The organism is Prevotella rectalis (genome assembly GCF_900607215.1).
GTDB lineage: Bacteria > Bacteroidota > Bacteroidia > Bacteroidales > Bacteroidaceae > Prevotella > Prevotella brunnea.
In genome coordinates this window covers 152,383-177,895 of sequence record NZ_LR027820.1, presented here as the reverse complement: position 1 = coordinate 177,895, position 25,513 = coordinate 152,383, and the positions used below count along the sequence as shown (strand labels likewise).

The 25,513-nt window shown below is 43.8% G+C and carries 20 protein-coding genes; 10 read left to right on the top strand and 10 right to left on the bottom strand.

All coding sequences use genetic code 11. The features are described 5' to 3' along the window. The coding region (locus tag E0E16_RS13855) for a hypothetical protein (protein ID WP_223177180.1) at positions 1–211 on the top strand (211 nt) is incomplete at its 5' end. Between the two features lie 780 nt (positions 212–991). Here E0E16_RS13855 and E0E16_RS01675 read toward each other — a convergent pair. The 3 genes from E0E16_RS01675 to E0E16_RS01660 form a co-directional block, all read right to left on the bottom strand. Then, a complete protein-coding gene (locus tag E0E16_RS01675; RefSeq protein ID WP_309253834.1) occupies positions 992–1,567 on the bottom strand; it encodes a DIP1984 family protein in 576 nt (191 codons plus the stop codon). 749 nt (positions 1,568–2,316) lie between these two features. Beyond that, positions 2,317–3,399: an OmpA family protein gene (locus E0E16_RS01665; RefSeq protein WP_130828551.1), complete on the bottom strand. Its 1,083-nt coding sequence runs from the start codon at positions 3,397–3,399 to the stop codon at positions 2,317–2,319. 318 nt (positions 3,400–3,717) lie between these two features. Then, entirely contained in the window at positions 3,718–5,703 is a 1,986-nt protein-coding gene (locus E0E16_RS01660) for an OPT family oligopeptide transporter (protein ID WP_130828550.1), read from the bottom strand. A gap of 153 nt (positions 5,704–5,856) precedes the next feature. Between E0E16_RS01660 and tsaA the strand changes: the two genes are divergently transcribed. Then, entirely contained in the window at positions 5,857–6,552 is a 696-nt protein-coding gene (gene tsaA / locus E0E16_RS01655; protein WP_130828549.1) for a tRNA (N6-threonylcarbamoyladenosine(37)-N6)-methyltransferase TrmO, read from the top strand. On the opposite strand, the gene E0E16_RS01650 is transcribed toward tsaA, so the two are convergent. The 3 genes from E0E16_RS01650 to clpB all read right to left on the bottom strand — a co-directional run bounded on the left by E0E16_RS01650 (position 6,549) and on the right by clpB (position 10,168). Further along, complete coding sequence (locus E0E16_RS01650; protein ID WP_130829703.1) at positions 6,549–6,863, bottom strand: hypothetical protein; 315 nt, start codon at positions 6,861–6,863, stop codon at positions 6,549–6,551. The genes tsaA and E0E16_RS01650 overlap by 4 nt on opposite strands. After that, entirely contained in the window at positions 6,863–7,387 is a 525-nt protein-coding gene (locus E0E16_RS01645) for a zinc-ribbon domain-containing protein (RefSeq protein WP_130828548.1), read from the bottom strand. The genes E0E16_RS01650 and E0E16_RS01645 overlap by 1 nt, the downstream gene beginning before the upstream one ends. A 189-nt stretch (positions 7,388–7,576) precedes the next feature. Further along, entirely contained in the window at positions 7,577–10,168 is a 2,592-nt protein-coding gene (gene clpB, locus E0E16_RS01640) for an ATP-dependent chaperone ClpB (RefSeq protein ID WP_130828547.1), read from the bottom strand. A gap of 634 nt (positions 10,169–10,802) precedes the next feature. Between clpB and E0E16_RS01635 the strand changes: the two genes are divergently transcribed. The 6 genes from E0E16_RS01635 to folK all read left to right on the top strand — a co-directional run bounded on the left by E0E16_RS01635 (position 10,803) and on the right by folK (position 15,219). Continuing rightward, positions 10,803–11,681, top strand: coding sequence for a cell division protein FtsX (locus E0E16_RS01635; RefSeq protein ID WP_130828546.1), 879 nt, complete (start codon positions 10,803–10,805; stop codon positions 11,679–11,681). Between the two features lie 74 nt (positions 11,682–11,755). Beyond that, positions 11,756–12,004: a DUF3098 domain-containing protein gene (locus E0E16_RS01630; protein ID WP_130828545.1), complete on the top strand. Its 249-nt coding sequence runs from the start codon at positions 11,756–11,758 to the stop codon at positions 12,002–12,004. A 33-nt stretch (positions 12,005–12,037) separates the two neighbouring features. Continuing rightward, a complete protein-coding gene (locus E0E16_RS01625; RefSeq protein ID WP_130828544.1) occupies positions 12,038–12,853 on the top strand; it encodes an undecaprenyl-diphosphate phosphatase in 816 nt (271 codons plus the stop codon). Between the two features lie 23 nt (positions 12,854–12,876). Then, positions 12,877–13,581, top strand: a complete 705-nt coding sequence (truB, locus tag E0E16_RS01620) for a tRNA pseudouridine(55) synthase TruB (protein WP_130828543.1) — start codon at positions 12,877–12,879, stop codon at positions 13,579–13,581. Positions 13,582–13,584: 3 nt separating this feature from the next. Then, positions 13,585–14,769 carry an S-adenosylmethionine:tRNA ribosyltransferase-isomerase gene (locus E0E16_RS01615; RefSeq protein WP_130828542.1) on the top strand — a complete coding sequence of 395 codons (1,185 nt, stop codon included), beginning with the start codon at positions 13,585–13,587 and terminating at the stop codon, positions 14,767–14,769. A 42-nt stretch (positions 14,770–14,811) separates the two neighbouring features. Further along, positions 14,812–15,219, top strand: a complete 408-nt coding sequence (gene folK, locus E0E16_RS01610) for a 2-amino-4-hydroxy-6-hydroxymethyldihydropteridine diphosphokinase (RefSeq protein WP_130828541.1) — start codon at positions 14,812–14,814, stop codon at positions 15,217–15,219. 99 nt (positions 15,220–15,318) lie between these two features. On the opposite strand, the gene rpsO is transcribed toward folK, so the two are convergent. Further along, complete coding sequence (rpsO, locus tag E0E16_RS01605; RefSeq protein ID WP_130828540.1) at positions 15,319–15,594, bottom strand: 30S ribosomal protein S15; 276 nt, start codon at positions 15,592–15,594, stop codon at positions 15,319–15,321. A 201-nt stretch (positions 15,595–15,795) separates the two neighbouring features. On the opposite strand from rpsO, the gene typA reads away from it, so the two are divergent. Together typA and E0E16_RS01595 are read left to right on the top strand one after the other, a co-directional pair. Continuing rightward, entirely contained in the window at positions 15,796–17,601 is a 1,806-nt protein-coding gene (typA, locus tag E0E16_RS01600; RefSeq protein WP_130828539.1) for a translational GTPase TypA, read from the top strand. 80 nt (positions 17,602–17,681) lie between these two features. Further along, positions 17,682–18,374 carry a porin family protein gene (locus tag E0E16_RS01595; RefSeq protein WP_130828538.1) on the top strand — a complete coding sequence of 231 codons (693 nt, stop codon included), beginning with the start codon at positions 17,682–17,684 and terminating at the stop codon, positions 18,372–18,374. Between the two features lie 445 nt (positions 18,375–18,819). Here E0E16_RS01595 and E0E16_RS01590 read toward each other — a convergent pair whose 3' ends face one another. The 3 genes from E0E16_RS01590 to E0E16_RS01580 all read right to left on the bottom strand — a co-directional run bounded on the left by E0E16_RS01590 (position 18,820) and on the right by E0E16_RS01580 (position 25,485). Then, complete coding sequence (locus E0E16_RS01590; protein ID WP_130828537.1) at positions 18,820–20,463, bottom strand: fumarate hydratase; 1,644 nt, start codon at positions 20,461–20,463, stop codon at positions 18,820–18,822. A gap of 174 nt (positions 20,464–20,637) precedes the next feature. After that, positions 20,638–23,556: a M16 family metallopeptidase gene (locus tag E0E16_RS01585; RefSeq protein ID WP_130829702.1), complete on the bottom strand. Its 2,919-nt coding sequence runs from the start codon at positions 23,554–23,556 to the stop codon at positions 20,638–20,640. 75 nt (positions 23,557–23,631) lie between these two features. Next, on the bottom strand, positions 23,632–25,485 hold the full coding sequence (locus E0E16_RS01580) for a DUF4954 family protein (RefSeq protein WP_130828536.1): 1,854 nt from the start codon (positions 25,483–25,485) through the stop codon (positions 23,632–23,634). Between the last annotated feature and the right edge of the window lie 28 nt (positions 25,486–25,513).

Genomic DNA, 25,513 nt, shown 5'->3' with positions numbered 1-25,513 from the left:
GTATTGCTTAAGTTATCCGTCAATGCTCTTTGGGGGCTTCGCGCCCCCAGCCGCAAGGCAAACCTCCGCGGTGTTTTTCATAGTTATTGCACCCACAGAGATTTTGCACTTCTATTTGGAATTAGCAGTTTCCGATAACTACTCAGCAATGGGTCAAGACTATGTTACATTCCTACAATGGCAGGATGGTATCAATGGCATTAAGTTGTGATTGTTTGTCTTCCATGCAGTGTCTGCAATAAAAAGAAATGATTACACGCATTTTGGCACATTGCGTTTCTCACAGATTAAAGACTCTCGCACAGCCCGCACAAGTTTCTGTTTGTATTCTTCAAATATAGCCTGACGAAAACAATATATTATTACAGAGTAGTTACGCGATTAGCCGGCAAATATGATGGAAAGAGGAACGTGAAGATATCTGATAGTGTCCGGAATTATGGGTCTTTCGAGATTTCGAGTGATGGTTCTTTAACTTTTAAAATCATCAAGTTATACAATTAGCCCTATTCATAAACCCTTTATATACGGAGATTTATAATCAAAAAGTGATAACTTGTGATGAAATAACGCCTATAACTTCTATATGCATTTCATTAAGCTTAAACCCATTGTTAATGAGAAGCTTTTCTAGAAAACCGTATTCGTGGACTTTTAAGTTTCACCCATACTTCATCACTCCAAATGTCGGATGACACTAATATATATACTTCTCCCGATGCAATCGGGAACGAGGAGACTGCAGCGTTGGGTGGCGGATGCCACGAGTTTGAGTGTAGGAAACCAATTTCCCTCAGCCCGACCCTCGCCAGTTGTAGAGTCAATTGATGGTAGTGAAATGTGCACAATGAAGTGTGAGACGTGATAGCGTGCTGAGCATCATCCGTGAGTCCGCAATGGATTTGCCGTGCTCCCTCGGCTACTTATTGTTGTTTTTCAATTCGCCCTCTGCAAGTGGCTACACCAAATTGGTTTCCAAACAGCGGTGGGATTAGTCCTCAAGGTCAGTGAGGAAGTTGAGCCCCTGTATACTGATGTCGAGTTTACGGAGGCGTTCCGACAGCTTATCCATCTGTTTGTTGAGTGCCTTGACGTCGATGGTGGTCACCATCTTGATTTCGGAGCGTGAGTAGCGGTCTTGCGTCTCGTTGGCCTTGTCTGACACGGCTGCAATTATGGAGATGCGCTTGGTCAGAACTTCCTTTTCCGCCATCATCTCGGTGAGTGTGCGTCCGTCGGCTTTGGTGTGCATGTTGGTCTTGTTGATGCGGGCGATGAGCGATTCGAGCTGCACTAAACAACTGTCGAGTTCCTTGAAAAGCTCGGCGGGCTGCTCCGATGGCTCGTCACCTTCCTGCAGCCGTACGTTGCTTATCAGACGCGACTTGATGATTTCAATTTTCTTGGTCAAATCCTTGCGGATCGACAATGCTTCTGCCAGTTTCATATCTTGGTTGTTTTTTTCTGTGTCGTATCGTTGATGTGTGCCGTTTCCTGATGCGACGTTGTTAAGTCGAAAGTTTTTCCGGTGTCCGCCGGTCAACTGGTTGGGTGCTGACGGCGACACTTCGTCTTCCGGTCGGGGACGGACGGATTTTCTGTTCGTCCTTTCTTTTGCGATACTCCCAAAGGGCACATGGGAGCAGGTGTTGCAAAGATAGGCATTTTTTTGCAATAATGTCCTAAATATTCTTCATTCGTTTATCCAAAGCTTACCTTTTGTTCCGTAAAAGCTTACCTTTTGCACTACAAAAGGTCATGAATTGGAGTGCAAAAGGTAAGCTTTTAAATCGCAATTAATATCATCCTGATTATCAATAGATTACAAAGTGTGTCCCCAATATGGTTTTTTGTAATATAATTTCATGTTGCCGGTCGGGTCGAATGTGCGCTATCAAGCGTCTGTTTACCACCACCTGAATACGAATTGGAGATATATGTCATATGGGATTAGAGAGAAAACACGTCAAGTCTTATGATTTATGCGATGTTTCGTGAGTTTTTGAAAAAACATTTAGGACTCTATTGCATTTTTTGCTAAAAAAAACGACAGGTGATGGTGAGAAAAATGCGTCTCACTGTGGTGGTGTGCCGCTGTGCGCACTGTGTATCTGCCACTGGGCTGTTAGTCATTGATTGGGCATTTTACCGAGATTTACAATTCGATGATGCCGATATGACTTTTCTTTCGGACTCTAATAACCGGAGAGGGTCAGTCGCTACCGGGAAAAGAAAAAGTGGAGATGAACCGGATTGGCTCATCCCCACTTGTTTTGTTCTCTTCTGCCCCCTTAGTGCGGGCTGGTCAGGAAAGATTTACTTTACGTAAACAACTGCCAAACGGTTGGATGTTACGCCCTGTACACCCTTGCCGGTAGCTTCGTCAACAATGACACCACGATTTGTGAGGTAGTCAGCAACAGCCTTGGCACGGTTCTCAGACAATGTCTGGTTGTACTGTGGATTACCCTCCGGGGATGCAGTACCGACAACCTGTACGCGGCTGCCTTTCTTAATCTTGTCGAGAGCATTCTTGGCATCATTTGTTAATGTGTATTTAGCCTGTGCGAATGTAACAAATACCAAGTTTTCAACCTTGACTGTCTGTGTGGTAGTTGTGGGAACTTCCTTGACAACTTCTTTTACGACTTCTCTTACGACTTCTTTTGGCTTAGCGTTCAGCTGCTCACGAAGAGAGTTGATTTCGTCGTTCAGTTCGCCAACATTCCAAGCCTTGAAGTTGTGGGTACCGTTGGAGGTCATGAACTTGTAGTTCACACCGAAGAACAGACCGAGTTGTGCTGCCTGTTTACCAAACTGAATGGCATCGCCGGGTCCGTGGGTCAGATTCCAAATGACTGCCGGCTCTGCATAAACCTGCCATGCCTTGTCGCTGCCGAGATTCCAAGCGAAAGTAAGACCTGTCTTGGCTGTCAGCTCTGTGTCATCACCTTCGTTGTTGGTGCGGATGAGGTTGTCGTCGCCGAAGCAGATGTAATAGCCGATACCGGCTTCAACGCCGAGTTCGAATGTGCGGTCGGCCTTGTATTCAGAAAAGAGGTTAGTGAGATTGAGTGTACCGTTCAGACCGAGATTGATGGCTTTCACGAATGTGTGGCTATCAGCAAAGCCTATTGAGCCGGTATCCCAACGGTTATCGCCGAACCATGCGACTCCCTCGATGTTGGCACCCCATACCGGGCTGAAGTTCTTGCCCAGCTTGAGTCCTGCTGACGGATTGAGTGGTGCGAAATGCTTGAAGTTAAGTGGTCCCATTACACCACCCTCAATACCGAGGTAAATGTTGTCAAATGCTTTCTGTTTTTCAAGAGCTACTTGAGCTTGAATACCTGTGATGCCCATTGCGAGCATCGAGAGTGCGATAAAAAACTTTTTCATAAATTCCTATTATTTAAAATATTTGTCTTTAGTAAGAAAAGACTTTGTTTGCAAAGATAATACTTTTTTATGGAATAAATAACATTTCTTTACTAAAAACCATTTTAATTGTTATTTTTATATTGTTTTTATATTTTTAGCTTGTTAAACTCGGCTCAATCCGGAAGAGCTGTGTCAAAAGATTGTTTTCGAGAAGATTGAAACATATAGGCGACCGATTGTGGAATTTCACTATCGAATATCCCTAAAAGAACGGCGAGTTCCGCATTAGCAGAGCTCGCCATTTGACATATAAGATGATTAAGCAATTTCGATGAATTATTCCGCTACACTTTTCTTTGTCTTTGTAGCGACAATGAAATACATTATCAAGGCAATGTAAGCCACAAGAGACAGCAATTCGGAAAGATGATTTTGCCACCAATCCGTATAATCGAAATCTATTCCAAAGAACTTCAACAGTGCAGAAACTACACCCATCAACGCCCCACCGGCAATGAATCCGGAAGCAATAAGCGTACCTTTCTCACTTCGCATTTTATTGAGTTGCTCATCTTTGGAACGTGTCGTAACAAACCAGTGGACAGCTCCACCAATGAACAAAGGAATGTTCAGTTGGATAGGAATGAACATACCCAGAGCGAATGCCAATGCGGGCACCTTGCAACGATCTAATGTCAATGCAAGAAGGGCACCGATTCCATATAATATCCATGGTGCGCCTTGACCACTCATCAAAGGTTTTATCACTGCAGCCATAGCGTTGGCTTGCGGAGCTGCCAATTTTCCGGAATTAAATCCATAGGTCTTATCGAGAACTATCATTACGCCGGCAACCGTTGCTGCTGAAATAATGGTTCCAAGGAATTTCCATGTTTCCTGTTTCTTAGGTGTTGTTCCCAACCAATAACCAATTTTAAGGTCGGTAATGAAAGAACCTGCCATGGAAAGTGCCGTACAAACCACGCCACCCATAAGCAAAGCTGCCAACATGCCGGAGTTGCCTTTCAACCCTACAGCCACCATAACGACAGAGGCAAGAATCAAAGTCATCAACGTCATTCCTGAAACAGGATTTGACCCCACGATGGCAATGGCATTGGCTGCCACCGTGGTGAACAAAAACGCAATAACCGCCACAAGAACAATTCCCACAACGGCATGCAACAAGTTGAACTCCATCACTCCAAAATAGAAGAAAATGAATGTGATAATCAGCGTACTGATACTTCCTATGGCGATAATCTTGAAAGAAATATCACGTTGTGTACGAATAGCCTCTTCCTGAGCGGCTCCTTTTCCTTTCATCTCGCGAGCCGCCAATCCTACTGCATCCTTTATAATGCTCCATGACTTGATAATTCCGATGATACCCGACATGGCAATGCCACCAATACCGATGGAACGAGCATAAGTCTGGTAGATTTCTTCCGGACTCATGCTACCCACCGTTGCGGTAACACCGGGATCCCACTGATTGAGCACCGTATCGGGAAAGAGCAATGCCATGCCGGGGACTATTACCCACCAAACGGTTAAAGAGCCAAGACAGATGATGGAAGCGTATTTCAGACCGATGATATAGCCCAATCCAAGAACGGCAGCACCGGTATTGACCTTGAACACAAGTTTAGCCTTGTCGGCAATGGTTTCCCCTAAACCAATCATGCGTGTTGTAACTGTTTCATTCCACCAGCCGAACGTGGCAACAACAAAATCGTAGAGACCTCCCACCAGACCGGCAAGCAACAAAGGTTTAGCCTGACTTCCTCCTTTCTCGCCACTTACGAGTACTTGCGTGGTAGCCGTAGCTTCAGGGAAAGGATATTTCCCATGTTGGTCTTTCACGAAGTACTTGCGGAAAGGTATCAAGAACAAGATGCCTAAGACACCTCCTAAGGCTGCAGCGATAAATATTTGGAAGAAATCGGCTTGCAAATCAAGCATATAAATAGCAGGCATGACGAAGATACCACCTGCTACCACCGCGCCCGAACAAGCTCCAATGCTCTGGATAATGACATTCTCACCCAACGCGTTTTTGCGTTTTGTACCGGAAGACAAGCCGATGGCGATAATGGCAATGGGAATTGCCGCCTCAAAAACCTGCCCCACCTTCAAACCTAAGTAAGCAGCCGCTGCCGAAAACAGAACAGCCATAAGGACACCCCATGTTACCGACCATGCACTCACTTCCGGATAGACTTTCCTTGGGTTCATGACCGGTTCATACTCCTCGCCTTCTTTCAGTTCCCTAAAAGCGTTTTCGGGGAGTTCAATGTTTTGTTTTTCTTTCAGTTCCATAATATGTGTTATTATAATTTTTCAGGTTAGATTGTCTCTCAAAAAAGAATAATTGACGCAAAGATAAATAAAAAATAGCAAATCAATGGCATAAAACCTCGATTTTCTTTGCCAATGAATTTGAATATCCAACTTTTTCCGTAAGTTTGTCGCATGAAAGAAATAGAACCAATAGCGCATTTTCGCTCACCCTTTACATCAAAATTCGGAATTCCCCGACAAAGCGGACTGATAAACGATCTTCAAGGAAGCATTGTCTTTGAAACAAAGTACAGACGCGAAGAAGCCTTACACGGATTGGAAGAGTTTGATTACTTATGGCTGATTTGGGGCTTTTCCGCAAACAGCTCGAAAAATAAGAAAGGAAGCCTCAACCTTACCGTTCGCCCTCCGCGATTGGGCGGAAACAAACGTATCGGGGTCTTTGCCAGCCGGTCTCCATTTCGTCCCAACGGCTTAGGCTTGTCGTCCGTAAAGATCGTGGAAGTGAAAACCTGTGAAATAGTAGTGCGAGGTGCCGACCTTATGGATGGAACTCCCATCTATGACATCAAACCCTACCTCCCTTATGTGGATAGTCACCCGGAAGCAAAGGGAGGTTTTACGGATAGGAAAGGATGGAAAACTCTTGAAGTTGTTTTTCCGGAGGAGTTGAAAGCACATATTACTGTCAACGAATTGGAAATACTGAAAAAAGCTTTAGCACAAGACCCGCGTCCAAAATATCAACACGACGCTGAGCGAATATACGGAATGCCCTTTGGTGGGAAAGACGTAAAATTCAGGATTGATGGAAAGAAGTGTATCGTAACAGACATTACTGCTTTGGAACGAAATTTATCCGACTAAAGATATTTTATCCATGCATAAGGTTTTCTGGTTTGCAGGTAATCGAGATCGCTCATGTGGTTGTAAGCTTCACGCTCAAACGATAGATTTTGATATGCTCTTCCGGGTAACGGAAGGCGAATGAGCCATTCCACGATGTACCACACATAGAAAGGCAATATCAGCATTTCCAACATTTGGCGAGTATGGATGCTTTCATGATTCAAAATAGTCTCCGTGAGAATTACCCCCGGATGAACAAAGAGTATCCCAAGAATATTGATTGCATCATACTTCTTCGTGGGAAAACATTTTGTTCTAATGACTTTCATCATTCAGTTTCAATGTTTTCAATATGCGGTTTGGGAACTGTAGGTGTCGTTGAACCGGGCGTTACTTCCGGCTTACCGCCATTACTTCCGGCGTTAGGATGAGAAGGCACGATTAAAGGTTCGGCTTCAGAAGACGAGACACCGGTCTCGGGTGTTTCCCGTTTGCGTTTTCCGGCTTTTCCGCGAATACTGTTCAACACCTTTTCGGCTTCCTTTGCCTCCTCTTCTGCCATGGAATCTTTCTTAATCGGGTTTCGGAATGCCGTATCAAACTTAACCACATTTTTTTCAGCGAGGTTGGAATCCGGCTCTATTGCCGTCTGAGTATATTCCGGATCGTTTTTGTGATTTTGATAATACAAGGCTCCAAATGTAACAAGAAAGATGGTTCCGATGATGATAAATATCACCATTCCCCTGCCAATGGTAGGCTCATCGTCATCAAATTGATGCAATTCTGCTCCGCAATGAGGGCAGCGCAGTTCTTTTTCGTCTACTTCGGTATTGCAATTCGGGCATCTCATTGTTCTTGAAATTAAGTTATTTGCCTACAAAGGTACACCAATTCACAGAGTATTCAAAATTATTAGACGGCTTTTTGTCATGGGCGATAAACTCTTTCTTTCAACTGTCTCATCATTCCGTTATGAAAACGGAAAAGGACACACTCGTTGTGAGTGTATCCTTCTCCCTTATAACAGTTTTACGACCTGTTAATTGTTTTTGAACACGAGTCCCTCGCCAAAAGAGTCGATGACAATGGGTTTATCCCTGTTCACCGTTTCCGACAAGAGCGATTTGCTCAGGTCGTTGAGGACATAGCGTTGTATGGCACGTTTCACGGGTCGCGCTCCAAATTCCGGGTCATACCCTACCATCGCGAGATAATCAACCGCGGCATCAGTCCATTCCAACACGAAGCCTTGCGGTAAGAGCATGGCTTTCGCTCGTTCCAATTGCAGCCGTACCACGCCGGCAATTTCAGCCTTTGTAAGTGGCAGGAACATAATGGTTTCATCTATTCGGTTCAGGAATTCCGGTCGGATGGTCTTTTTTAACATCTCCATAACGGAAGTCTTTGTCGAGTCAATGATTTCCTGACGGTTATCTTCTTCAAGTTTCTCAAACTCCTGCCGGATGTATTGCGAGCCAAGATTGGAAGTCATGATGATAATAGTATTCTTAAAATTAACCATTCTGCCCTTGTTATCGGTCAGATGCCCATCGTCCAACACTTGCAACAGAATGTTGAAAACGTCGGGATGTGCTTTTTCAATCTCATCGAACAACACCACGGAATAAGGTTTGCGTCGCACAGCCTCCGTGAGTTGTCCGCCTTCATCGTAACCCACATACCCCGGAGGCGCACCGATGAGTCTGGAAACGCTAAACTTCTCTTGATATTCACTCATATCAATACGTGTCATCATCGTCTCGTCGTTGAAGAGATAATCAGCCAATGCTTTAGCCAGTTCAGTCTTACCTGTGCCGGTGGTACCCAAAAAGATGAAAGAAGCCAAAGGTTTCTTCGGATCTTGCAATCCGGCACGAGATCTACGCACAGCATCAGCCACCGCCGTAATCGCCTCATCTTGTCCGATTACACGTTTGTGTAATTCATCTTCCAACCGGAGCAGTTTTTCCCGGTCGCTCCGCAACATCTTTGTCACGGGAATCCCGGTCCATCGGCTCACCACTTCGGCAATGTCATCTGCCGTAACTTCCTCTCGCACCATGGCCTTGCCTGCCTGAGTGGTTTGCAATTGCAACTTAATGCTTTCGATATCGTCGTTGAGTTCTTTTAATTTCGAATAGCGAATTTCTGCGACACGCTCATAATTGCCCTCACGTTCTGCACGTTCTGCCTCGTATTTCAAATTCTCTATTTCTTGTTTATCTTGCTGAATCTGATTAACGAGTGATTTTTCGCTCTCCCATTTTGCTCGAAAACCGTGTTCCTGTTCTTTCAATTCGGCGATTTCTTTGTCGAGTCGGGCAATTTTCTCCGTATCATTCTCGCGCTTAATGGCTTCACGCTCTATCTCCAACTGCTTCAGCCGACGGCTTATCTCATCCAATTCCTCAGGAACGGAATCGCGTTCCATTCGTAACTTCGCCGCAGCCTCATCCATCAGGTCGATTGCCTTATCGGGAAGGAAACGATCGGATATGTAACGCTCCGACAATTTCACCGCCGCGATGCATGCATCGTCCTGTATGCGTACCTTATGATGGTTTTCGTAGCGTTCTTTCAGACCGCGAAGAATGGAAATGGCATCCAGTTCGTCAGGTTCATCCACCATTACTGTTTGGAAACGACGCTCCAACGCCTTGTCTTTCTCGAAGTATTTTTGATATTCGTTGAGCGTGGTAGCACCAATGGCTCTTAGTTCGCCACGCGCCAAAGCCGGTTTCAGGATGTTTGCCGCATCCATGGCTCCTTCACCTCCGCCTGCGCCCACCAATGTATGAATTTCATCAATGAAGAGAATGATATTCCCTTCAGCATTGGTAACTTCCTTTATCACACTTTTCAAGCGTTCCTCAAATTCACCTTTATATTTCGCACCGGCAAGCAAGGCACCCATATCAAGCGAATAGAGCTGTTTGTTCTTCAGATTTTCAGGCACGTCGCCACGAACGATACGCCCAGCCAGACCTTCGGCTATGGCAGTCTTTCCCGTACCCGGCTCACCAATTAATATAGGGTTGTTCTTGGTACGGCGGGAGAGAATTTGCAAAACGCGCCTGATTTCCTCATCGCGCCCGATTACCGGATCGAGCTTTCCTCCGCGCGCATCTTCCACGAGGTTGCGTGCGTACTTTTTCAGAGCCTGATAGTTTTCATCGCCACTCTGCGTTTGCACTTTTCTTCCTTGTCGCAAATCATTAATGGCGGCTTTCAAATCCTTTTCCGTGCAACCGGCATCTTTCATGATGCGACTTGCCGTAGAATCTACTTTCAATACCGCTAAAAGTAGCGACTCGATACCAACAAATTCATCACCAAATTGATGAGAAATGTCGAACGATTGCTGAACCACCTTGTTAGTCTCCACAGAGAAATAAGGTTCACCTCCCGAAACTTTCGGCAAACGGTTGATTTCACTCTTTACCGCGGCGTCCACCGCCGGGACATTCATCCCGAGTTTCTGAAAGACGTATGCCACCACGTCTTTGCCTTCTTCCATCAAACTTGCCAACAGGTGCAAAGGGTCGATGGTTTGTTGGCCGTTGCGTTGGGCGATGTGAACCGCACCTTGAACAGCCTGCTGTGCCTTAATTGTAAATTTGTCGAATGTCATAGAATATATCTCCTTTCATTGTTCTTTTCCTAAAAATTTCACTTACGTGGTAGATTGTTTTACTCTTAATCTCCGCTCATTATTCATCAAACGATGTGCCCGACGAAAAACCATGCCAAAATGACATCAAACACTGCCCTTTTGTCATACACACCACTCTAAAATATCATTTTTCACAACATTGGGATAAGCCGAAATAAACCGAAAAACCGAAAAAAAATCTCACACGTCAATGAGAAATTGGCATACTTGTAAAGTATTGATTATCAAGGCATAAAGAAACCTGTTTCAAAAGGTGAGCTTTTGCGTTGCATTAGCTTACCTTTTACATCCCAAAAGCTTAGCTTTTAGGAAGCAAAAGCTTAGCTTTTAAAAACAGGTATTCAACTTATTGTCATTTGGGTGGTTGCAAATCACTTTATTTTCCTTTTTTATTCCCCGTCTTTTATTCAATTTTTCGAAAGAGACACCTAACCTTTCCGGCGAAGTCGTTGAAGCTAAAAAAAGCAACCGTAAAGCCCCGAATGAGGTAAGAAAGATTTACCTATTGCAAATAATCCCTAAAATACTTTGTGTTTCTTTCTTTTTACACTATCTTTGCAACAACATTGAAGAGCTATAGCTATATTTAAAAATGACAAAAAGACGAAATAAATCCCGCAAACAACGGAGTTTGCAGGTTGTTACCCTTTGCATAAGTACCGCGATGGTGCTTATTCTTATTGGCATGGTGGTACTGACGGTATTTACCAGCCGGAATTTAAGTTCCTATGTCAAGGAGAATTTAACCATTACCATGATTCTCCAACCGGACATGAGCAATGAAGAGTGCGCCACTCTCTGCACAAGGGTCAACAACTTGAGATATATTAGCAACTTAAACTTCATCAGCAAAGAAGAGGCACTGAAAGAAGGCACGAAAGAGCTGGGTGCCAATCCTGCGGAATTTGCGGGAGAGAATCCGTTCACGGCTGAAATAGAATTGAGATTGAAAGCAAATTATGCCAATAACGATTCCATACAATGGATTGCCAAAGAACTAAAGACTTATAAGGGCGTGAGCGACATCGCTTATCGGCAAGATTTGGTGGAAAGCGTGAACCGCACCTTGAGCAAAATCGGATTGGTGTTGCTGGTGATAGCAGCCCTGCTGACGGTAGTCTCTTTCTCATTGATTAATAATACCATACGGCTGAGTGTCTATGCACGTAGATTCTCCATTCACACCATGAAGTTGGTGGGGGCTTCTTGGAACTTCATTCGGATGCCTTTCCTCCGAAGGGCAATTCTCGAAGGACTTATTTCAGCCGTTCTTGCCATTGTTGTTTTGGGCATAGGCATGTACTTTCTCTATTCCTACGACCCGGAAATCACGGTTGTTCTTAACCAAGAAGTTCTGCTGATTACCGCGCTTGTAATGCTTACATTTGGCATCCTCATCACTTTCTTTTGCTCATGGCTCTCCGTGAACAAATTTCTAAAGATGAAAGCGGGCGACTTGTATAAGATATAACAAGTCCTTTCGAGATACACATCACTTGAAATTAAAGGTATAATCTTTATAAAGATAAAGACATTCTACAGATTATGAATAACAAAAACTTAGCGTTTGGAAAGATTAATTTTATCTTATTGACCATTAGCGTGGCAATTGTAATCCTCGGTTTTATACTCATGAGTGGCAGCGGTTCAACTGAAACCACCTACAATCCGGAAATTTTTAGTCCGATGCGTATAAAAGTTGCGCCGGTAGTAACTTTCATCGGGTTCATTTCCATCATCGGATCTATCCTGTATCTACCCCGGGAAAAAGAGAAAAACACTGAAAAAGAGTAAAAAACATTGATGAACAGGAAATAATCAATAACAATGGACTTCATTCAGACTATTATTATTGCCATCGTTGAAGGACTAACGGAGTTTCTTCCGGTATCATCTACCGGACACATGATTATAACTCAGAACTTGTTGGGAGTTGAACAAGGCAACGAGTTTGTTCACGCCTTTACGTTCATCATACAGTTTGGAGCCATCCTCTCGGTGGTTTGCTTGTATTGGCGAAAGTTCTTTACTTTCGACAGTGAGACATGGAAACTCTATAAGATGCTTGTTATCGGAGTGTTACCGGCTGTAGTCATAGGTTTGGCAGCCAAGAAAAGCGGTTTGCTGGGTTGGTTGCTCGATTCTGTGTGGGTGGTTGCCATCATGCTGATTGTCGGAGGCGTCTTCATGCTCTTCTGCGACAAGATTTTTAACAAAGGAAACAATGAGAATGAGGTGAATGCGAAACGTGCACTCAGCATTGGTTTCTTTCAATGTATATCCGTTATACCGGGCGTAAGCAGGTCTATGGCAACAATTGTCGGAGGTATGGCAAACGGACTGACACGAAAAAAAGCAGCAGAGTTTTCTTTTTTTCTTGCCGTACCCACAATGGCAGGAGCCACAATCTTGGATCTATGGGAAGTTTTGAGAGGAGACAGCCATTGGGCAACAAGCGAAAACCTCTTTTTGTTAGGAGTGGGGAGCGTAGTTTCGTTTATTGTGGCATTGCTGGCAATGAAGTGGTTCGTGAATTTTATCACCAAATATGGTTTCAAGGCATTTGGATGGTATAGAATTATTGTGGGTTCAATCATTCTCATCATGATTCTTGCCGGCATGTCGTTAAATATGGTGGATTGATTCTTGATTCCAAAAACGCGATTATGAATTTCAAAGAAGGAGTGCTCATACCCATTGACAAGCCTTATGGCATTACCAGCTTTAAGGCACTTGCCAGAATACGCTTTCTGTGCTCGCAGACTGAAGGCGGAAAAGTAAAGATGGGACATGCCGGAACTTTAGACCCATTGGCAACAGGTGTGCTCGTGCTGGTTACAGGTAAGATGACAAAGCAAATAGAGGAGCTCCAAACCCACATCAAGGAATATGTCGCGACACTGCAACTTGGAGCGACAACCGCAAGCTACGACAATGAGCACGAAGTGAATGCGACTTATCCCACCATGCACATCACTTCCAAACTGATACAAGAGAAGTTACAACTGTTTATTGGAGATATAGAACAAGTTCCACCCACCTACAGCGCAGTAAAAGTAAACGGTGAACGAGCCTTCAACTATCGGAGAAAAGGCAAGGAGGTAGTGCTGCAATCCAAAAAGGTTAGGATTGATGAGATAGAGGTATTGAACTTTAATGCCGAGAAAATGTTACTTGAGATGCGCATCGTATGCGGAAAAGGAACTTACATAAGAGCATTGGCACGCGATTTGGGACGAGCATTGAATAGCGGTGCTTATCTTACGCAACTTCGACGCACAAGAGTTGGCGACATAAAAGTAGAAAATTGCTTGGATTACAACCATTTTGAAGAGTGGTTAAACAAACAGAATATAGAAAAAAGAGATTGACAGATGAAACTTTCACAGTTTAAATTCGATTTACCAGATGAGCAAGTGGCTTTGTACCCAAACGTTTCAAAACGAATACTGAAACGTTCGGACGGAACAAGCCAAGTGTTTAAGATTACACGTAGAGACGAAGCCAGATTAATGGTGGTTCACCGTAAATCCGGAATCATTGATATGTTCAAAAACGAAGTGAAAGGCAAACCTGCCGAAGAGGATTTTATTCGTTTCAAGGATGTGTTGGATTACTTTCACAAAGGAGATGCTTTCGTACTGAACGACACAAAAATATTTCCGGCTCGTCTTTACGGAACAAAAGAAAAAACCGATGCAAAGATAGAAGTGTTCTTGCTGCGTGAGTTAAATCAGGAAATGCGACTGTGGGATGTACTGGTAGAGCCGGCACGTAAGATACGCATTGGCAACAAATTATTCTTTGATGAGTCTGGCACGATGGTTGCCGAGGTAATCGACAACACAACATCACGCGGTCGCACACTTCGTTTTCTCTACGACTGCCCACATGATGAGTTTAAGCGTGAATTATACGCTTTAGGAGAAGCCCCATTGCCACGTTATATCATCGACAATCGCCCCAAGAAAGAAGGAGAAGACTTCGCACATGCCAGTGCAGAGGATATGGAATATTTTCAAACGGTGTTCGCAAAACATGAAGGAGCCGTAACAGCACCGGGGACAAACCTTCATTTCTCGGAACACATGATGAAAATGATGGAGATTAAAGACATCAAACCGGCATTCATAACTCTTCATTGTGGACTGGGTAACTTTCATGACATAGAGGTTGAAGACCTTACGAAACATAAAATGGATTCCGAAGAGATGCACATTACGGCTGAAGCCTGTAAGATTGTAAACGAGGCAAAGACAGCCGGACATCATATTTGCGCTGTAGGAGCCAGTGTAGTGAAAGCTACTGAAACTGCGGTGGGAACGGATGGACTACTGAAAGAATATGATGGATGGACCAATAAATTTATTTTCCCTCCCTATGATTTCGGATTTGCAGACTCAATGTTGGTAAACTTCTATCATCCTTACTCCACTTTATTAATGGAAACAGCTGCTTTCGGTGGATATGACCTCATCATGGAAGCCTACGACAAGGCGGTAAAAGCAGGTTATAAGTTTGGTTGCTTCGGCGATTCACTCTTGATTTTGAACGATTAAGGAAATCTCTTTCATCACGTTCATTCAATCATACGATTCAAAATGCACATAGTTTATTTAGGTTTGGGATCCAATTTGGGAAATCGTTGCTCCATATTGGAAGAAGCGATTTCCAACATTGACCGACGCATCGGAAAGGTATTGTGCCAATCTTCCTTTATGGAAACAGAACCTTGGGGGTTCGATAGTCCCAATAAGTTCCTTAATGCCTGCGTTTGTGCTCAAACAACACTCTCCCCTCGCCAAGTTATGAAGATAACACAGGATATCGAAAAAGACATGGGACGAGTGCATAAAACCACCAATGGCAAATATACCGATCGCATTATTGACATTGATATACTTCTATATGATAACCTACAGATAGACGAACCTGATCTAAAGATTCCTCATCCGTTAATGGAGGAAAGAGAGTTCGTGATGATTCCCTTACGAGAGATATTGAAATGAAGCAAAATGAATAAAGGAACGAAAGAAACAAAACATGAGAATAATGAAAAAGGACTGGTCGTTTTAGACGCCAGCCCTTTTTTATTGCTTATTGAAATCTTACTTGCGAAGACCTAATTCCTTAATAATAGCACGATAACGCTCAATATCCCTTGCGTACAAATAATCCAAAAGACCGCGACGTTTTCCTACAAGACGTGTCAGAGAACGAGTTGTTACGTGGTCTTTATGGTTTTTCTTCACGTGTTCCGTCAAGTGCTTGATGCGATAAGTGAACAGAGCTATCTGGCTTTCTGCCGAACCGGTGTCAGTAGCTTTCTTTTCTCTACCATGCTGTGTAAAGATTTCTTCTTTCTTCTCTTTGTTTAAATACATTTTCTTTTTTGATTAATGATTTTGCAATTACATCTTTCAGTCGCAAAGCCGCCTTAATCACAACGGTAGCACGACTTCAAATGCATCGGATTCTCCGAAACTGCGGTGCAAAGTTACAACATTTTTTTTAATCAACAATGCTATTCGGATTATTATTTGTAATTTTGCACTCGAAATTAGACAAGATTCTAAGGTAAATAAATGCAAGATATTCGAAACATCGCAGTAATTGCGCACGTCGATCATGGGAAAACAACATTGGTTGACAAAATGATGCTCGCCGGAAAGCTTTTCCGAGATGGTCAGAACAACAGTGGCGAAGTGTTAGACTCCAATGACTTGGAGCGAGAGAGAGGGATAACAATTTTAAGTAAGAACGTAAGTATCAATTGGAAAGGTACTAAAATTAATATTTTGGATACTCCGGGGCACTCCGATTTCGGTGGTGAAGTGGAGCGAGTGCTCAACATGGCAGATGGTTGCCTTCTTTTGGTCGATGCCTTTGAAGGTCCGATGCCTCAGACACGCTTCGTGCTTCAGAAGGCTTTGCAGATTGGACTGAAGCCCATTGTCGTAGTGAACAAAGTGGATAAGCCCAATTGTCGTCCTGAAGAGGTTTACGAAATGGTGTTCGACTTGATGTGCGACCTGAATGCCACTGAAGAGCAACTTAACTTCCCTGTAGTTTATGGATCCGCGAAGAACGGCTGGATGAATACGAAATGGGATTCTCCTACTGACAATATCGATGTATTGCTCGACATCATCTTAACGAATATTCCCGCTCCCAAGCAGTTGGAGGGCACACCGCAGTTGCTCATCACCTCATTGGATTATTCCAGCTATACCGGTAGAATAGCCGTTGGACGAGTACATCGCGGCACTTTGCAAGATGGTCAGAACATTACCATCTGCCACCGCGATGGTTCTAAGGAGCGTACCAAGATTAAAGAGTTGCACACCTTTGAGGGGATGACCCATAAAAAGACTGACGCTGTGAGTTCAGGAGATATCTGTGCTGTCATTGGATTGGAGCATTTCGAAATCGGAGATACCATTGCTGATTTTGAAAATCCCGAACCTTTGCCTCCCATCGCCGTGGACGAGCCAACCATGAGTATGCTCTTTACCATTAACGACTCTCCGTTCTTCGGAAAAGAAGGTAAATACTGCACATCGCGCCACATTGGTGAGCGACTCGCAAAGGAGCTGGAGAAGAACTTGGCGTTGCGTGTCAGCGAAATGGAAGGCTCTACTGACAAATGGATTGTAAGCGGGCGTGGAGTGCTTCATCTCTCCGTATTGGTAGAGACCATGCGGCGCGAGGGATATGAATTACAGGTGGGACAGCCTCAGGTTATCTACAAGGAAATAGATGGCCAACGTTGCGAACCGATTGAGGAACTGACCATCAATGTTCCGAACGATTTTTCCAGCAAGATGATAGATATGGTAACGCGCCGCAAAGGTGAATTGCTCGGCATGGACACTGAAGGCGATCGCGTGAACATAACTTTTGAGATACCATCGCGAGGCATCATGGGTTTGCGTACTAATGTTCTGACAGCCAGTCAGGGAGAAGCCATCATGGCACACCGCTTCAAGGACTACCAACCATACAAGGGAGACCTTACCCGCCGCACCAATGGCTCGATGATAGCCATGGAAACGGGAACTGCATATGCTTACTCCATTGACAAATTGCAAGACCGCGGAAAGTTTTTCATTGATCCCGGTGAAGAGGTATATGGAGGTCAGGTAGTTGGTGAGCATGTTCACGAAAAGGATTTGGTTATCAATGTTACCAAGGCAAAACAGCTTACCAATGTCCGCGCCTCCGGATCTGACGATAAAGCTCGCGTAATTCCGAAAACAGAAATGAGCCTTGAGGAGTGCATAGAATACATTAAGGCAGATGAGTATATAGAAGTTACACCTAAGAATATACGCATGCGCAAGATTATTCTCGACCATCTGGAGCGGAAACGCAATAATAAAGAGGATTAAGGCATTTGCCTCAGAAAAAAACAACCGAAAATAGCAATAAACATACGATGATGACGTTTCATAAGAAAACATAATAACTTATGAAACGTCTTTTTTTATTTCTTTTTGGCTCTGCCTTAGCCATCACGTCCATGGCACAATCTGACCCTTGTACATGGTCGCTTATTCCTCATGTGGGAGTAAGCATTTCCAATTCAACAAATAATTATATTCAAACGATGAACGGAGAAAGTTCTTCCAACTCTACTTTTCGTTCTGGATTTGTAGGCGGTGTGGAAGTAAGATACCAAAGTTCCGACTGCTTGGCAATATCGGCAGGACTAAATTACACACAAGCCGGATGGGCTTACGATGACAAAGATTTAGGAGTAGATGACAAGGGGAAGGGCACAATCTTCCATGATGCCAATTACAGACTGAATTATCTTGACCTCCCGCTCACCGCTCACTTCTTTGTAGTAAACGGATTGGCAGTGAATATAGGCTTACAGCCTTCATTTATGCTCAACGGCAATACTAAGTTTGAATTTCAAACTTACACGGTGGACAAGGAAGGTAAAAGAACTTTTACTGAGAATGAAGTTCTTTCAGGAGATCTTTCCAAAGAGGCTTTCAAGGAATTTGTTCTATCCGTACCACTCGGCCTGAGCTATGAATATCAGAATGTGGTGTTAGACGCACGTTACGTATTTGGACTTACCAAAGTCATGAATTTCTTAAATGGAAAAAACAGAATGATAACGCTTACCGTAGGTTATAAATTCGACCTTTGACCAAGCTGCCACACAAGCTTTTTTGCAAGTTGTTCAAAGGAAAAATCACGCCCAAAGCAGATGATTTTTTGCCGCCTGCAACCTATTGTAAATCAGATGAATACGAGTGCGATTTTAAAAGCTTAGCTATTGCAATGCAAAAGCTTAGCTTTTAAAGCCCGAAAGCTTAGCTTTTGCATTGCAATAGCTAAGCTTTTCTAAATCTATAGATGAACACTGCAGTTCGGTAAGCCTTTTTCGCTTCTCATAATTGGGAATGGAAAGCTCGCAGGTATATGCGTTTTTCAAGAAAACTGATGCGTGCCATCAACTGACTGCTTCCCTGTTCGCGATAAGAAAGTTGAGAATAGCGAGCCGGTAAATAGAAATCCTTATCCTTTATCCCATTTCCGCAAAGATGCCAACCTATCAGATTGACACCTTTGCGTAGGGCTATAAACGATGATTATCGTTTCGGACATCCCGTCCAAGGCTTCAGCTGTTTGAAAAAGTCGTTGCCCTTGTCGTCAACAAGAATAAATGCCGGAAAATCTTCCACGTCTATTTTCCATACAGCTTCCATACCGAGTTCCGGATATTCAACACATTCTATGCTTTTGATACTGCTTTTCGACAAGACTGCTGCCACACCACCGATCGTTCCGAGATAGAATCCGCCATGCTTCTTACAAGCATCGGTAACGACCTGTGTGCGATTGCCTTTCGCAATCATCACCAGAGAACCTCCATGAGCCTGAAATTCTTCCACATATGGATCCATGCGGTTGGCCGTGGTCGGTCCCATGGAACCACAAGGCAAGCCATTGGGAGTCTTTGCCGGACCGGCGTAGAGCACGGGATAGTCTTTGAAATAGCTTGGTAAGTCTTCGCCCGCGTCTAAACGTGCTTTGAGCTTCGCATGAGCTATATCGCGAGCCACAATGATGGTTCCTTTGAGGTTTACGCGAGTAGATACCGGATATTTACTCAGTTCTGCACGAACGGTGTCGATGCCTTTGTTTAAATCGATTTCAATGCCTTTTCCTCCTTCTCCCGGCTTGCGATATTCCTCCGGAATGAGTTCTCCGGGATTTGTGTCCATCTTTTCAAGCCAAATCCCGTCTTTGTTTATTTTCCCTTTTATGTTACGGTCAGCCGAACACGAAACCCCCATACCAATGGGACAGCTCGCGCCGTGTCGCGGCAGGCGAATGACACGAATGTCGTGTGCCAAATACTTCCCTCCAAACTGAGCTCCAAGTCCGATTTTATGAGCTTCATTCAACAATTTCTCTTCCAAGTCGAGATCGCGGAAAGCTCGTCCGGTCTCATCGCCCGTGATGGGAAGGTTGTCGTAATACTTGATGCTGCCAAGTTTTACGGTGAGGAGGTTCTTTTCCGCAGAAGTTCCACCGATAACAAAACAAATATGGTAAGGCGGACATGCCGCAGTGCCGAGGCTTTTCATCTTTTCCACCAAGAAAGGAATCAACGTTCCTTCGTTCTGTATGGTTGCCTTTGTCATTGGATAAAAGTAAGTTTTGTTCGCAGAGCCACCGCCTTTTGCCACCATGACGAATTTATATTCAGCCCCTTCGGTTGCCTCGATGTCGATTTGTGCCGGAAGGTTGCATTTCGTGTTCACCTCATCATACATATTCAATGGAGCGTTCTGTGAATAACGCAAACTCTCTTGCGTGAATGTGTTGAACACTCCACGCGATAGTGCCTCTTCGTCTTCGAATCCTGTCCACACTTGCTGACCTTTTTCGCCGTGTATGATGGCCGTTCCGGTGTCTTGACAGAAGGGGAGCACTCCCTTTGCCGCTGTCTCGGCATTGCGGAGAAATTGGAGGGCTACATATTTATCATTTTCTGATGCGTCCTCATCCTTCAAAATATTCGCTACTTGCTCGTTATGGGCGCGACGAAGCAAAAATTCGCAGTCGTGAAAAGCCTGTTGTGCCAATAAAGTCAGAGCCTGTGGAGAAACTTTCACTATCTCTTTACCTTCAAAATTTGCCACGGAAACTCCTTCCTTGGAAAGCAGTCTGTATTCCGTGTCGTCCTTACCCAACTGGAACATTGGGGCATACTTAAAGTCTGTCATAAACAAAAATACCTGATACTTGTTCCGTTCGGAAGTTTTCCTTCCGCACGGCACATGGTATCAGGATTTTATTAGTTGTTGATATAATGTTTTTGTATTTATTTCTTTTAGTCGTGATGTCGATTCCGAAGACAAGGATTATGCCATTTTCGGAAATCGACACACAACTTGTTTTTAGTAGCCAAAGATTTCCTCGGTCGTCACACGCCTGATGGGAGCTATCTTTTCCAATGCCTTGATGTCAAGTTCCTTTTCATTACCAAGGATGAGATACTTGCAAGGTTTGTCAGCCATGTTTGCCTTCTCGAAGTCGATAATGTCTTGAAGCTTGATTTGTGGAATTTCCTTGTAAATCTTTTCGCTTAAACTGTAGTCAAGCCCTAACTTTTGTGCAGCCATATAGGCACTGAGAATAGAGAACTTGGTAGTACGAGCTGACGCGAGGCTCTTCATGAGACTTTGCTTGGCCAAGTCGAAGTTAGCCTGCCGAACCGGAACGTTGTTGAGTAGTTCGTTGAACTGTTTAACACAGTCCATCATCTTGTCGTTCTGTGTAATGATATAAGTATAGAAACTCTCCTTGTCTCCCAAACGACTGGGCTGACGATATCTTGCACTTGCGGAATATGCCAAACCACGTGCTTCGCGCAGCTCTTGGAAAACAATGGCATTCATACCTCCACCGAAGTATTCGTTGAAGAGAGCGATGGTTGCTGCGTTGTCGGCAGTCCATTCCTTGTTCTCATTATGGAACTGCACGAGATAGATATTCTTAGCATCGTAAGGTGCAAGAAGTATTTCGTCCTTAGGAGTTGTTTGAGTTGTGTAACGCTTGCTTTCAGGAATGGGCTTAAACTTCTTGGGAGCCTTAATAGTCTTGGTTATCAGTTTGTTCAGCTCATCAAGGGTGGATGGACCATAATAGAGCACGGTCTGCTTGTAGTTCTTTAGCTCTTTTAAGGAATTAAGGAGCTTCTGCGGATCCATGTTCTTCAATTGCTCCTCGCTAAGGATGTTTCGTGTAGAGTTATAGGGTCCATACATTCCGTAGTCGAACAAAGCGTTGAAGTTTTGACCTTGGTTCGCTTTATTATCCTTACGATACTTGAGCATCAAATCTACCGCCTTGCTCCATGCCTCCTTATCAACTTTTGCGTTTTCAACAAGATCTTTGAGCAATGCCAATGCCTTAGGCAAGTTTTCATTCAGTCCAGTCATGACCAAAAATGTCTCGTCATTGGTCTGACCAAACCTGTAATCGCAAGCCAACTTGTAGAACTCTTGCTTTATCTGATCGTTCGTCATCTTGTCCGTACCAAGATAATCAAGATATGATGCTGCATAGTCGGGAAGCAAATCGCTCTCCGTTCCAAACGGCACCTCAAAGTAGAGCGTGAAGAGGTCGTCTTGTTTGTTCTGTTTGTATAGCACTTTCCAACCATTTTTCATCTTTCCTATTGTCATATCCTTTTTGAAATCGACAAATGAAGGTTGGATAGGCTCTACTTTGTGGTTGGCAATCTCCTCCAAGAACGCAGAACGTTTGTCGTTATTAGTGGGGATAGGCGTAATTTTAGGCTTTTCTACCTTTTGAATAGTGGTATCGGTACCTTGTGTTTTATAGATGGCAGCATAGCCGTTGTCGAAGAAACGATTGGCGAAGCTGACTATTTCTCCTTTCGTGATTTTGGAAATGCGATTAATCTTGCCCACCTCCTGCTTCCAATCTACATCATTGATGAACGAATTGACAAAGGCTTTGGCACGGAACTGGTTATTATCCAGATTTTTGTAGTAACTGCGCTTATAGTTATTGATGACCGAAGGCAGTAAATCATCGGAGAATTCTCCACGTTTCAGTTTTCCTATCTCTTCCAATAGCAAATCGCGAACCTCCTGTAAGGTTTGCCCTTTCTTGGGCATACCAATGGCAATGAACAATGAGTAGTCATGGAGGTCTTCAAAACCCGTGCCCGCTCCCTGAACTTTCATCTTTTGATTTAAGTTCAAGTCGTAAAGACCGGCACGTCCATTATTGAGCAATTCGCTAATAATGTTCAAGGTATCGCTTTGCAAGCTGTTACCGGCTTTTGCTCTCCAACCAATGTAAATTCTTTCAGCTTCCTGTCCCACGATGGTTGTATCTACAGGGGCGGTGAACTTAGGCTGAGGACCATATTGCGGTACGCTTAGGTTCTCGCTCTTTTTCCAACTACCAAAGTATTTCTCAATGGTAGCCACAGTCTTGTCAGGATCTAAGTCTCCCGACATACAGATGGCTATATTGTTTGGAACATAGTAGCGTTTGTAATACTTCATGATGTTGGTTATTGAGGGGTTTTTCAAGTGTTCTCCTCTACCGATGGTGGTCTGGGTACCATAAGGATGGGTGGGGAACAGCTTTGCCATCAAGCCTGCAAATATTTTTCTACCATCACTGGTCAAACCCATATTGTATTCCTCGTAAACGGATTCCAATTCAGTGTGGAAACCGCGAACTATCATATTCTGGAAACGATCAGCCTGAACTCTTGCCCAAGATTCTACCTCATTGCTGGGGATGTTCTCCACATAGCAAGTTACATCGTTCGAGGTATAAGCATTCGTTCCCTTGCTACCGATAGACGCCATGAGTTTGTCATACTCGTTGGGGATGTTGTATTTCGCTGCCAATTGCGATACAGAATCAATCTTAGCGTACCATACTTTGCGCTTGGCAGGATCGGTAATGTGGCGATACTCTTCGTAGAGGTTCTCAATCTGTTTCAAATAGGGACGTTCTGCCTCCATATTCGATGTACCGAACTTTTCCGTTCCCTTAAACATAATGTGCTCAAGATAGTGTGCTAATCCGGTTGTTTCTGCCGGATCGTTGCGACTTCCTGTACGAACAGCGATGTAAGTTTGTATACGTGGCTTTTCCTTGTTTACACTAAGATAAATCTTAAGACCATTCTTCAGTGTGTAAATGCGAGTGTTCATCGGATCATTAGGCACACTCTCATAGGTATAAGTCTGCGCTTTTATCCCCACTGCAGCCAACAGGAGGAGCATGCCGATACCTAATTTTTTGAAACTAAGGTTTTTCAACATAATATTATATTTAGTATTAAACATTATTCTTCGCAGCTTTCAAGGTGGCATTGTTTCCTTGTGGCTTGCGCTTTACTATTCTTCGTAATCCACTTCGTGGTCGAGCTGGTTGATAAATGCCGTCAGCACTTCTTCCTCCACATCGCCCATGGCAAATTCTTTCTCTGCGTCCTTTCGGATTTCAGCAATCCATGCCCGCCGAGCTTCGATATAGTCTTGCTCTATTCTCTTATTGTCTTTTTCTGAAATTTCTTTTATTCCGTAGTAGTCTTGTATCAATCGGTAAGTCCAAGCCCATTGATATTTCCGGTAGTTCGCATGAATTTCCGTGAAACGATCAAGCACGTCTTGAATGGTTTCAAGGTTTCCGCTCTTGATATCTTCAAGAAGCTTTTGTTCTTCAGTGTCGGGAAGCAGAAGACCGGATAAGTCATTCCATTTGCCTAGTCCGATTTGGGTTTTAGGTTTTCCAAAAAAGCCCCATTTGTGTGCTCGTTTTAGCACCGCTCCCATATAAATTCGCAAAGCGATATCATAGTATTTGATACCTTTATTCAGACTTGAGGCATTGATGACATACTCGTGATAGATGTAAGAGGAAACGTTTTCCCCACTTGCTTGTCTAAGATTTTCCAAGATTTTCTTACCTCGAATAATTTCTCCGACCGAGAATGGAGAAAGCCAATCAAAGTTTACGATACTCTTTTGCGACCCAATAGGGCGGATGTCTCTCTTCGGCCACTTCTTAATGTCGCGATAAAGTCCCACTGTAGTGATATTTCGTCCCGGAACGAGGAACATTGTGTCTCCTCCCGCTATGAGATAAGAGAATGGAAGTGCCTGCGTGTTGGGGTGATGCATGAGCTTTCCGAAGCAGACAGAGAATGTCCCGATGGTGGCAGGCATGAGAATATAGCCACCACTTGCGGTTTTACTTCCTCTTTCAAGAACACCCCAGTGCATAGGTCCCATCTTGTAGGCGTGGTTAGAGAAGTTCGTACCGGAGCCGGCATTGTAGAAAGAGAACATTCCTCCAATAAGCAGTGAGCTTTTATGATGTGAAGCACTGAAAGGACCGCAGAAAGCTGCACACGCTTCACCATTCGCCATGAAAGAATTGGCAAAGAACACGCTTTGCGCCGCAGTGAAACCGTTTGATATTTGGCAAGCTTCTCCCACAAAACAATCTTGCATTTTCACGCTGTTGATGATGCTTGAGCCATCGCTGATAATGGAATTTTCGCATATTACCCCTGTCCCGATATACACACTCGCATTCTCTGAGCTTAATATTGTGCAATCGCTGAGTCGGCTTGCTCCGGATATTTCGCAGTCATCTTGAATGACTGTGTTGGTTATTTCTTTGGTATTGACTATCTTTACGTTGTTACCAATGGTTCCCCTATCGGGATTGGTGCGTGTTATTTCTTCCGAGACAAGTCTTCGAATGGCGTTTTTGAGATCTTTGTCCTTAAAGTGTCTCACCATGAAAGCAGCGAACTGGCTATTCAAATCATGGAAGAAAATGATGTTGCTGTCTCCGGTTTCGTTTAGCACCGCTATGAGATTACCTTCTCCATAAGTAGCTCCCTCCGTTGTTTCCATGACGGAAATATTGGTAATGATGCAATCGCTGCCAATCGTATAGTTGTTGATGTAATTCCCGACTTTTTCTATCAGGCAATCATTGCCAACAGAAACATTTCTCAGTGTAGCATCATTGATACCGGAATGTTTCACAAAGCCTTTCGTTACTTCAACTTCTTTTTCGAAACTTCCCAATCGGATATCACCATAGAACATCACTCTGTGGAAGAATTTGGGATAGAATCCCTCTTCGGCTACCTGCACGCGAGACCAATCCTCAGCCCAACAGTTATTGTTTTCAAAAACTAATATTTCTTCGTTTGTTAAGTTTCTATATGTCATATACGCTTTTTGTCTTATTGTAGTAGGT

Bases quoted from the DNA above. Each gene is read 5' to 3' on its own strand.
- E0E16_RS01665 (WP_130828551.1), bottom strand. From the start codon at position 3,399: ATGAAAAAGTTTTTTATCGCACTCTCGATGCTCGCAATGGGCATCACA.
- E0E16_RS01660 (WP_130828550.1), bottom strand. From the start codon at position 5,703: ATGGAACTGAAAGAAAAACAAAACATTGAACTCCCCGAAAACGCTTTT.
- tsaA (WP_130828549.1), top strand. From the start codon at position 5,857: ATGAAAGAAATAGAACCAATAGCGCATTTTCGCTCACCCTTTACATCA.
- E0E16_RS01650 (WP_130829703.1), bottom strand. From the start codon at position 6,863: ATGAAAGTCATTAGAACAAAATGTTTTCCCACGAAGAAGTATGATGCA.
- E0E16_RS01645 (WP_130828548.1), bottom strand. From the start codon at position 7,387: ATGAGATGCCCGAATTGCAATACCGAAGTAGACGAAAAAGAACTGCGC.
- clpB (WP_130828547.1), bottom strand. From the start codon at position 10,168: ATGACATTCGACAAATTTACAATTAAGGCACAGCAGGCTGTTCAAGGT.
- E0E16_RS01635 (WP_130828546.1), top strand. From the start codon at position 10,803: ATGACAAAAAGACGAAATAAATCCCGCAAACAACGGAGTTTGCAGGTT.
- E0E16_RS01630 (WP_130828545.1), top strand. From the start codon at position 11,756: ATGAATAACAAAAACTTAGCGTTTGGAAAGATTAATTTTATCTTATTG.
- E0E16_RS01625 (WP_130828544.1), top strand. From the start codon at position 12,038: ATGGACTTCATTCAGACTATTATTATTGCCATCGTTGAAGGACTAACG.
- truB (WP_130828543.1), top strand. From the start codon at position 12,877: ATGAATTTCAAAGAAGGAGTGCTCATACCCATTGACAAGCCTTATGGC.
- E0E16_RS01615 (WP_130828542.1), top strand. From the start codon at position 13,585: ATGAAACTTTCACAGTTTAAATTCGATTTACCAGATGAGCAAGTGGCT.
- folK (WP_130828541.1), top strand. From the start codon at position 14,812: ATGCACATAGTTTATTTAGGTTTGGGATCCAATTTGGGAAATCGTTGC.
- rpsO (WP_130828540.1), bottom strand. From the start codon at position 15,594: ATGTATTTAAACAAAGAGAAGAAAGAAGAAATCTTTACACAGCATGGT.
- typA (WP_130828539.1), top strand. From the start codon at position 15,796: ATGCAAGATATTCGAAACATCGCAGTAATTGCGCACGTCGATCATGGG.
- E0E16_RS01595 (WP_130828538.1), top strand. From the start codon at position 17,682: ATGAAACGTCTTTTTTTATTTCTTTTTGGCTCTGCCTTAGCCATCACG.
- E0E16_RS01590 (WP_130828537.1), bottom strand. From the start codon at position 20,463: ATGACAGACTTTAAGTATGCCCCAATGTTCCAGTTGGGTAAGGACGAC.
- E0E16_RS01585 (WP_130829702.1), bottom strand. From the start codon at position 23,556: ATGTTGAAAAACCTTAGTTTCAAAAAATTAGGTATCGGCATGCTCCTC.
- E0E16_RS01580 (WP_130828536.1), bottom strand. From the start codon at position 25,485: ATGACATATAGAAACTTAACAAACGAAGAAATATTAGTTTTTGAAAAC.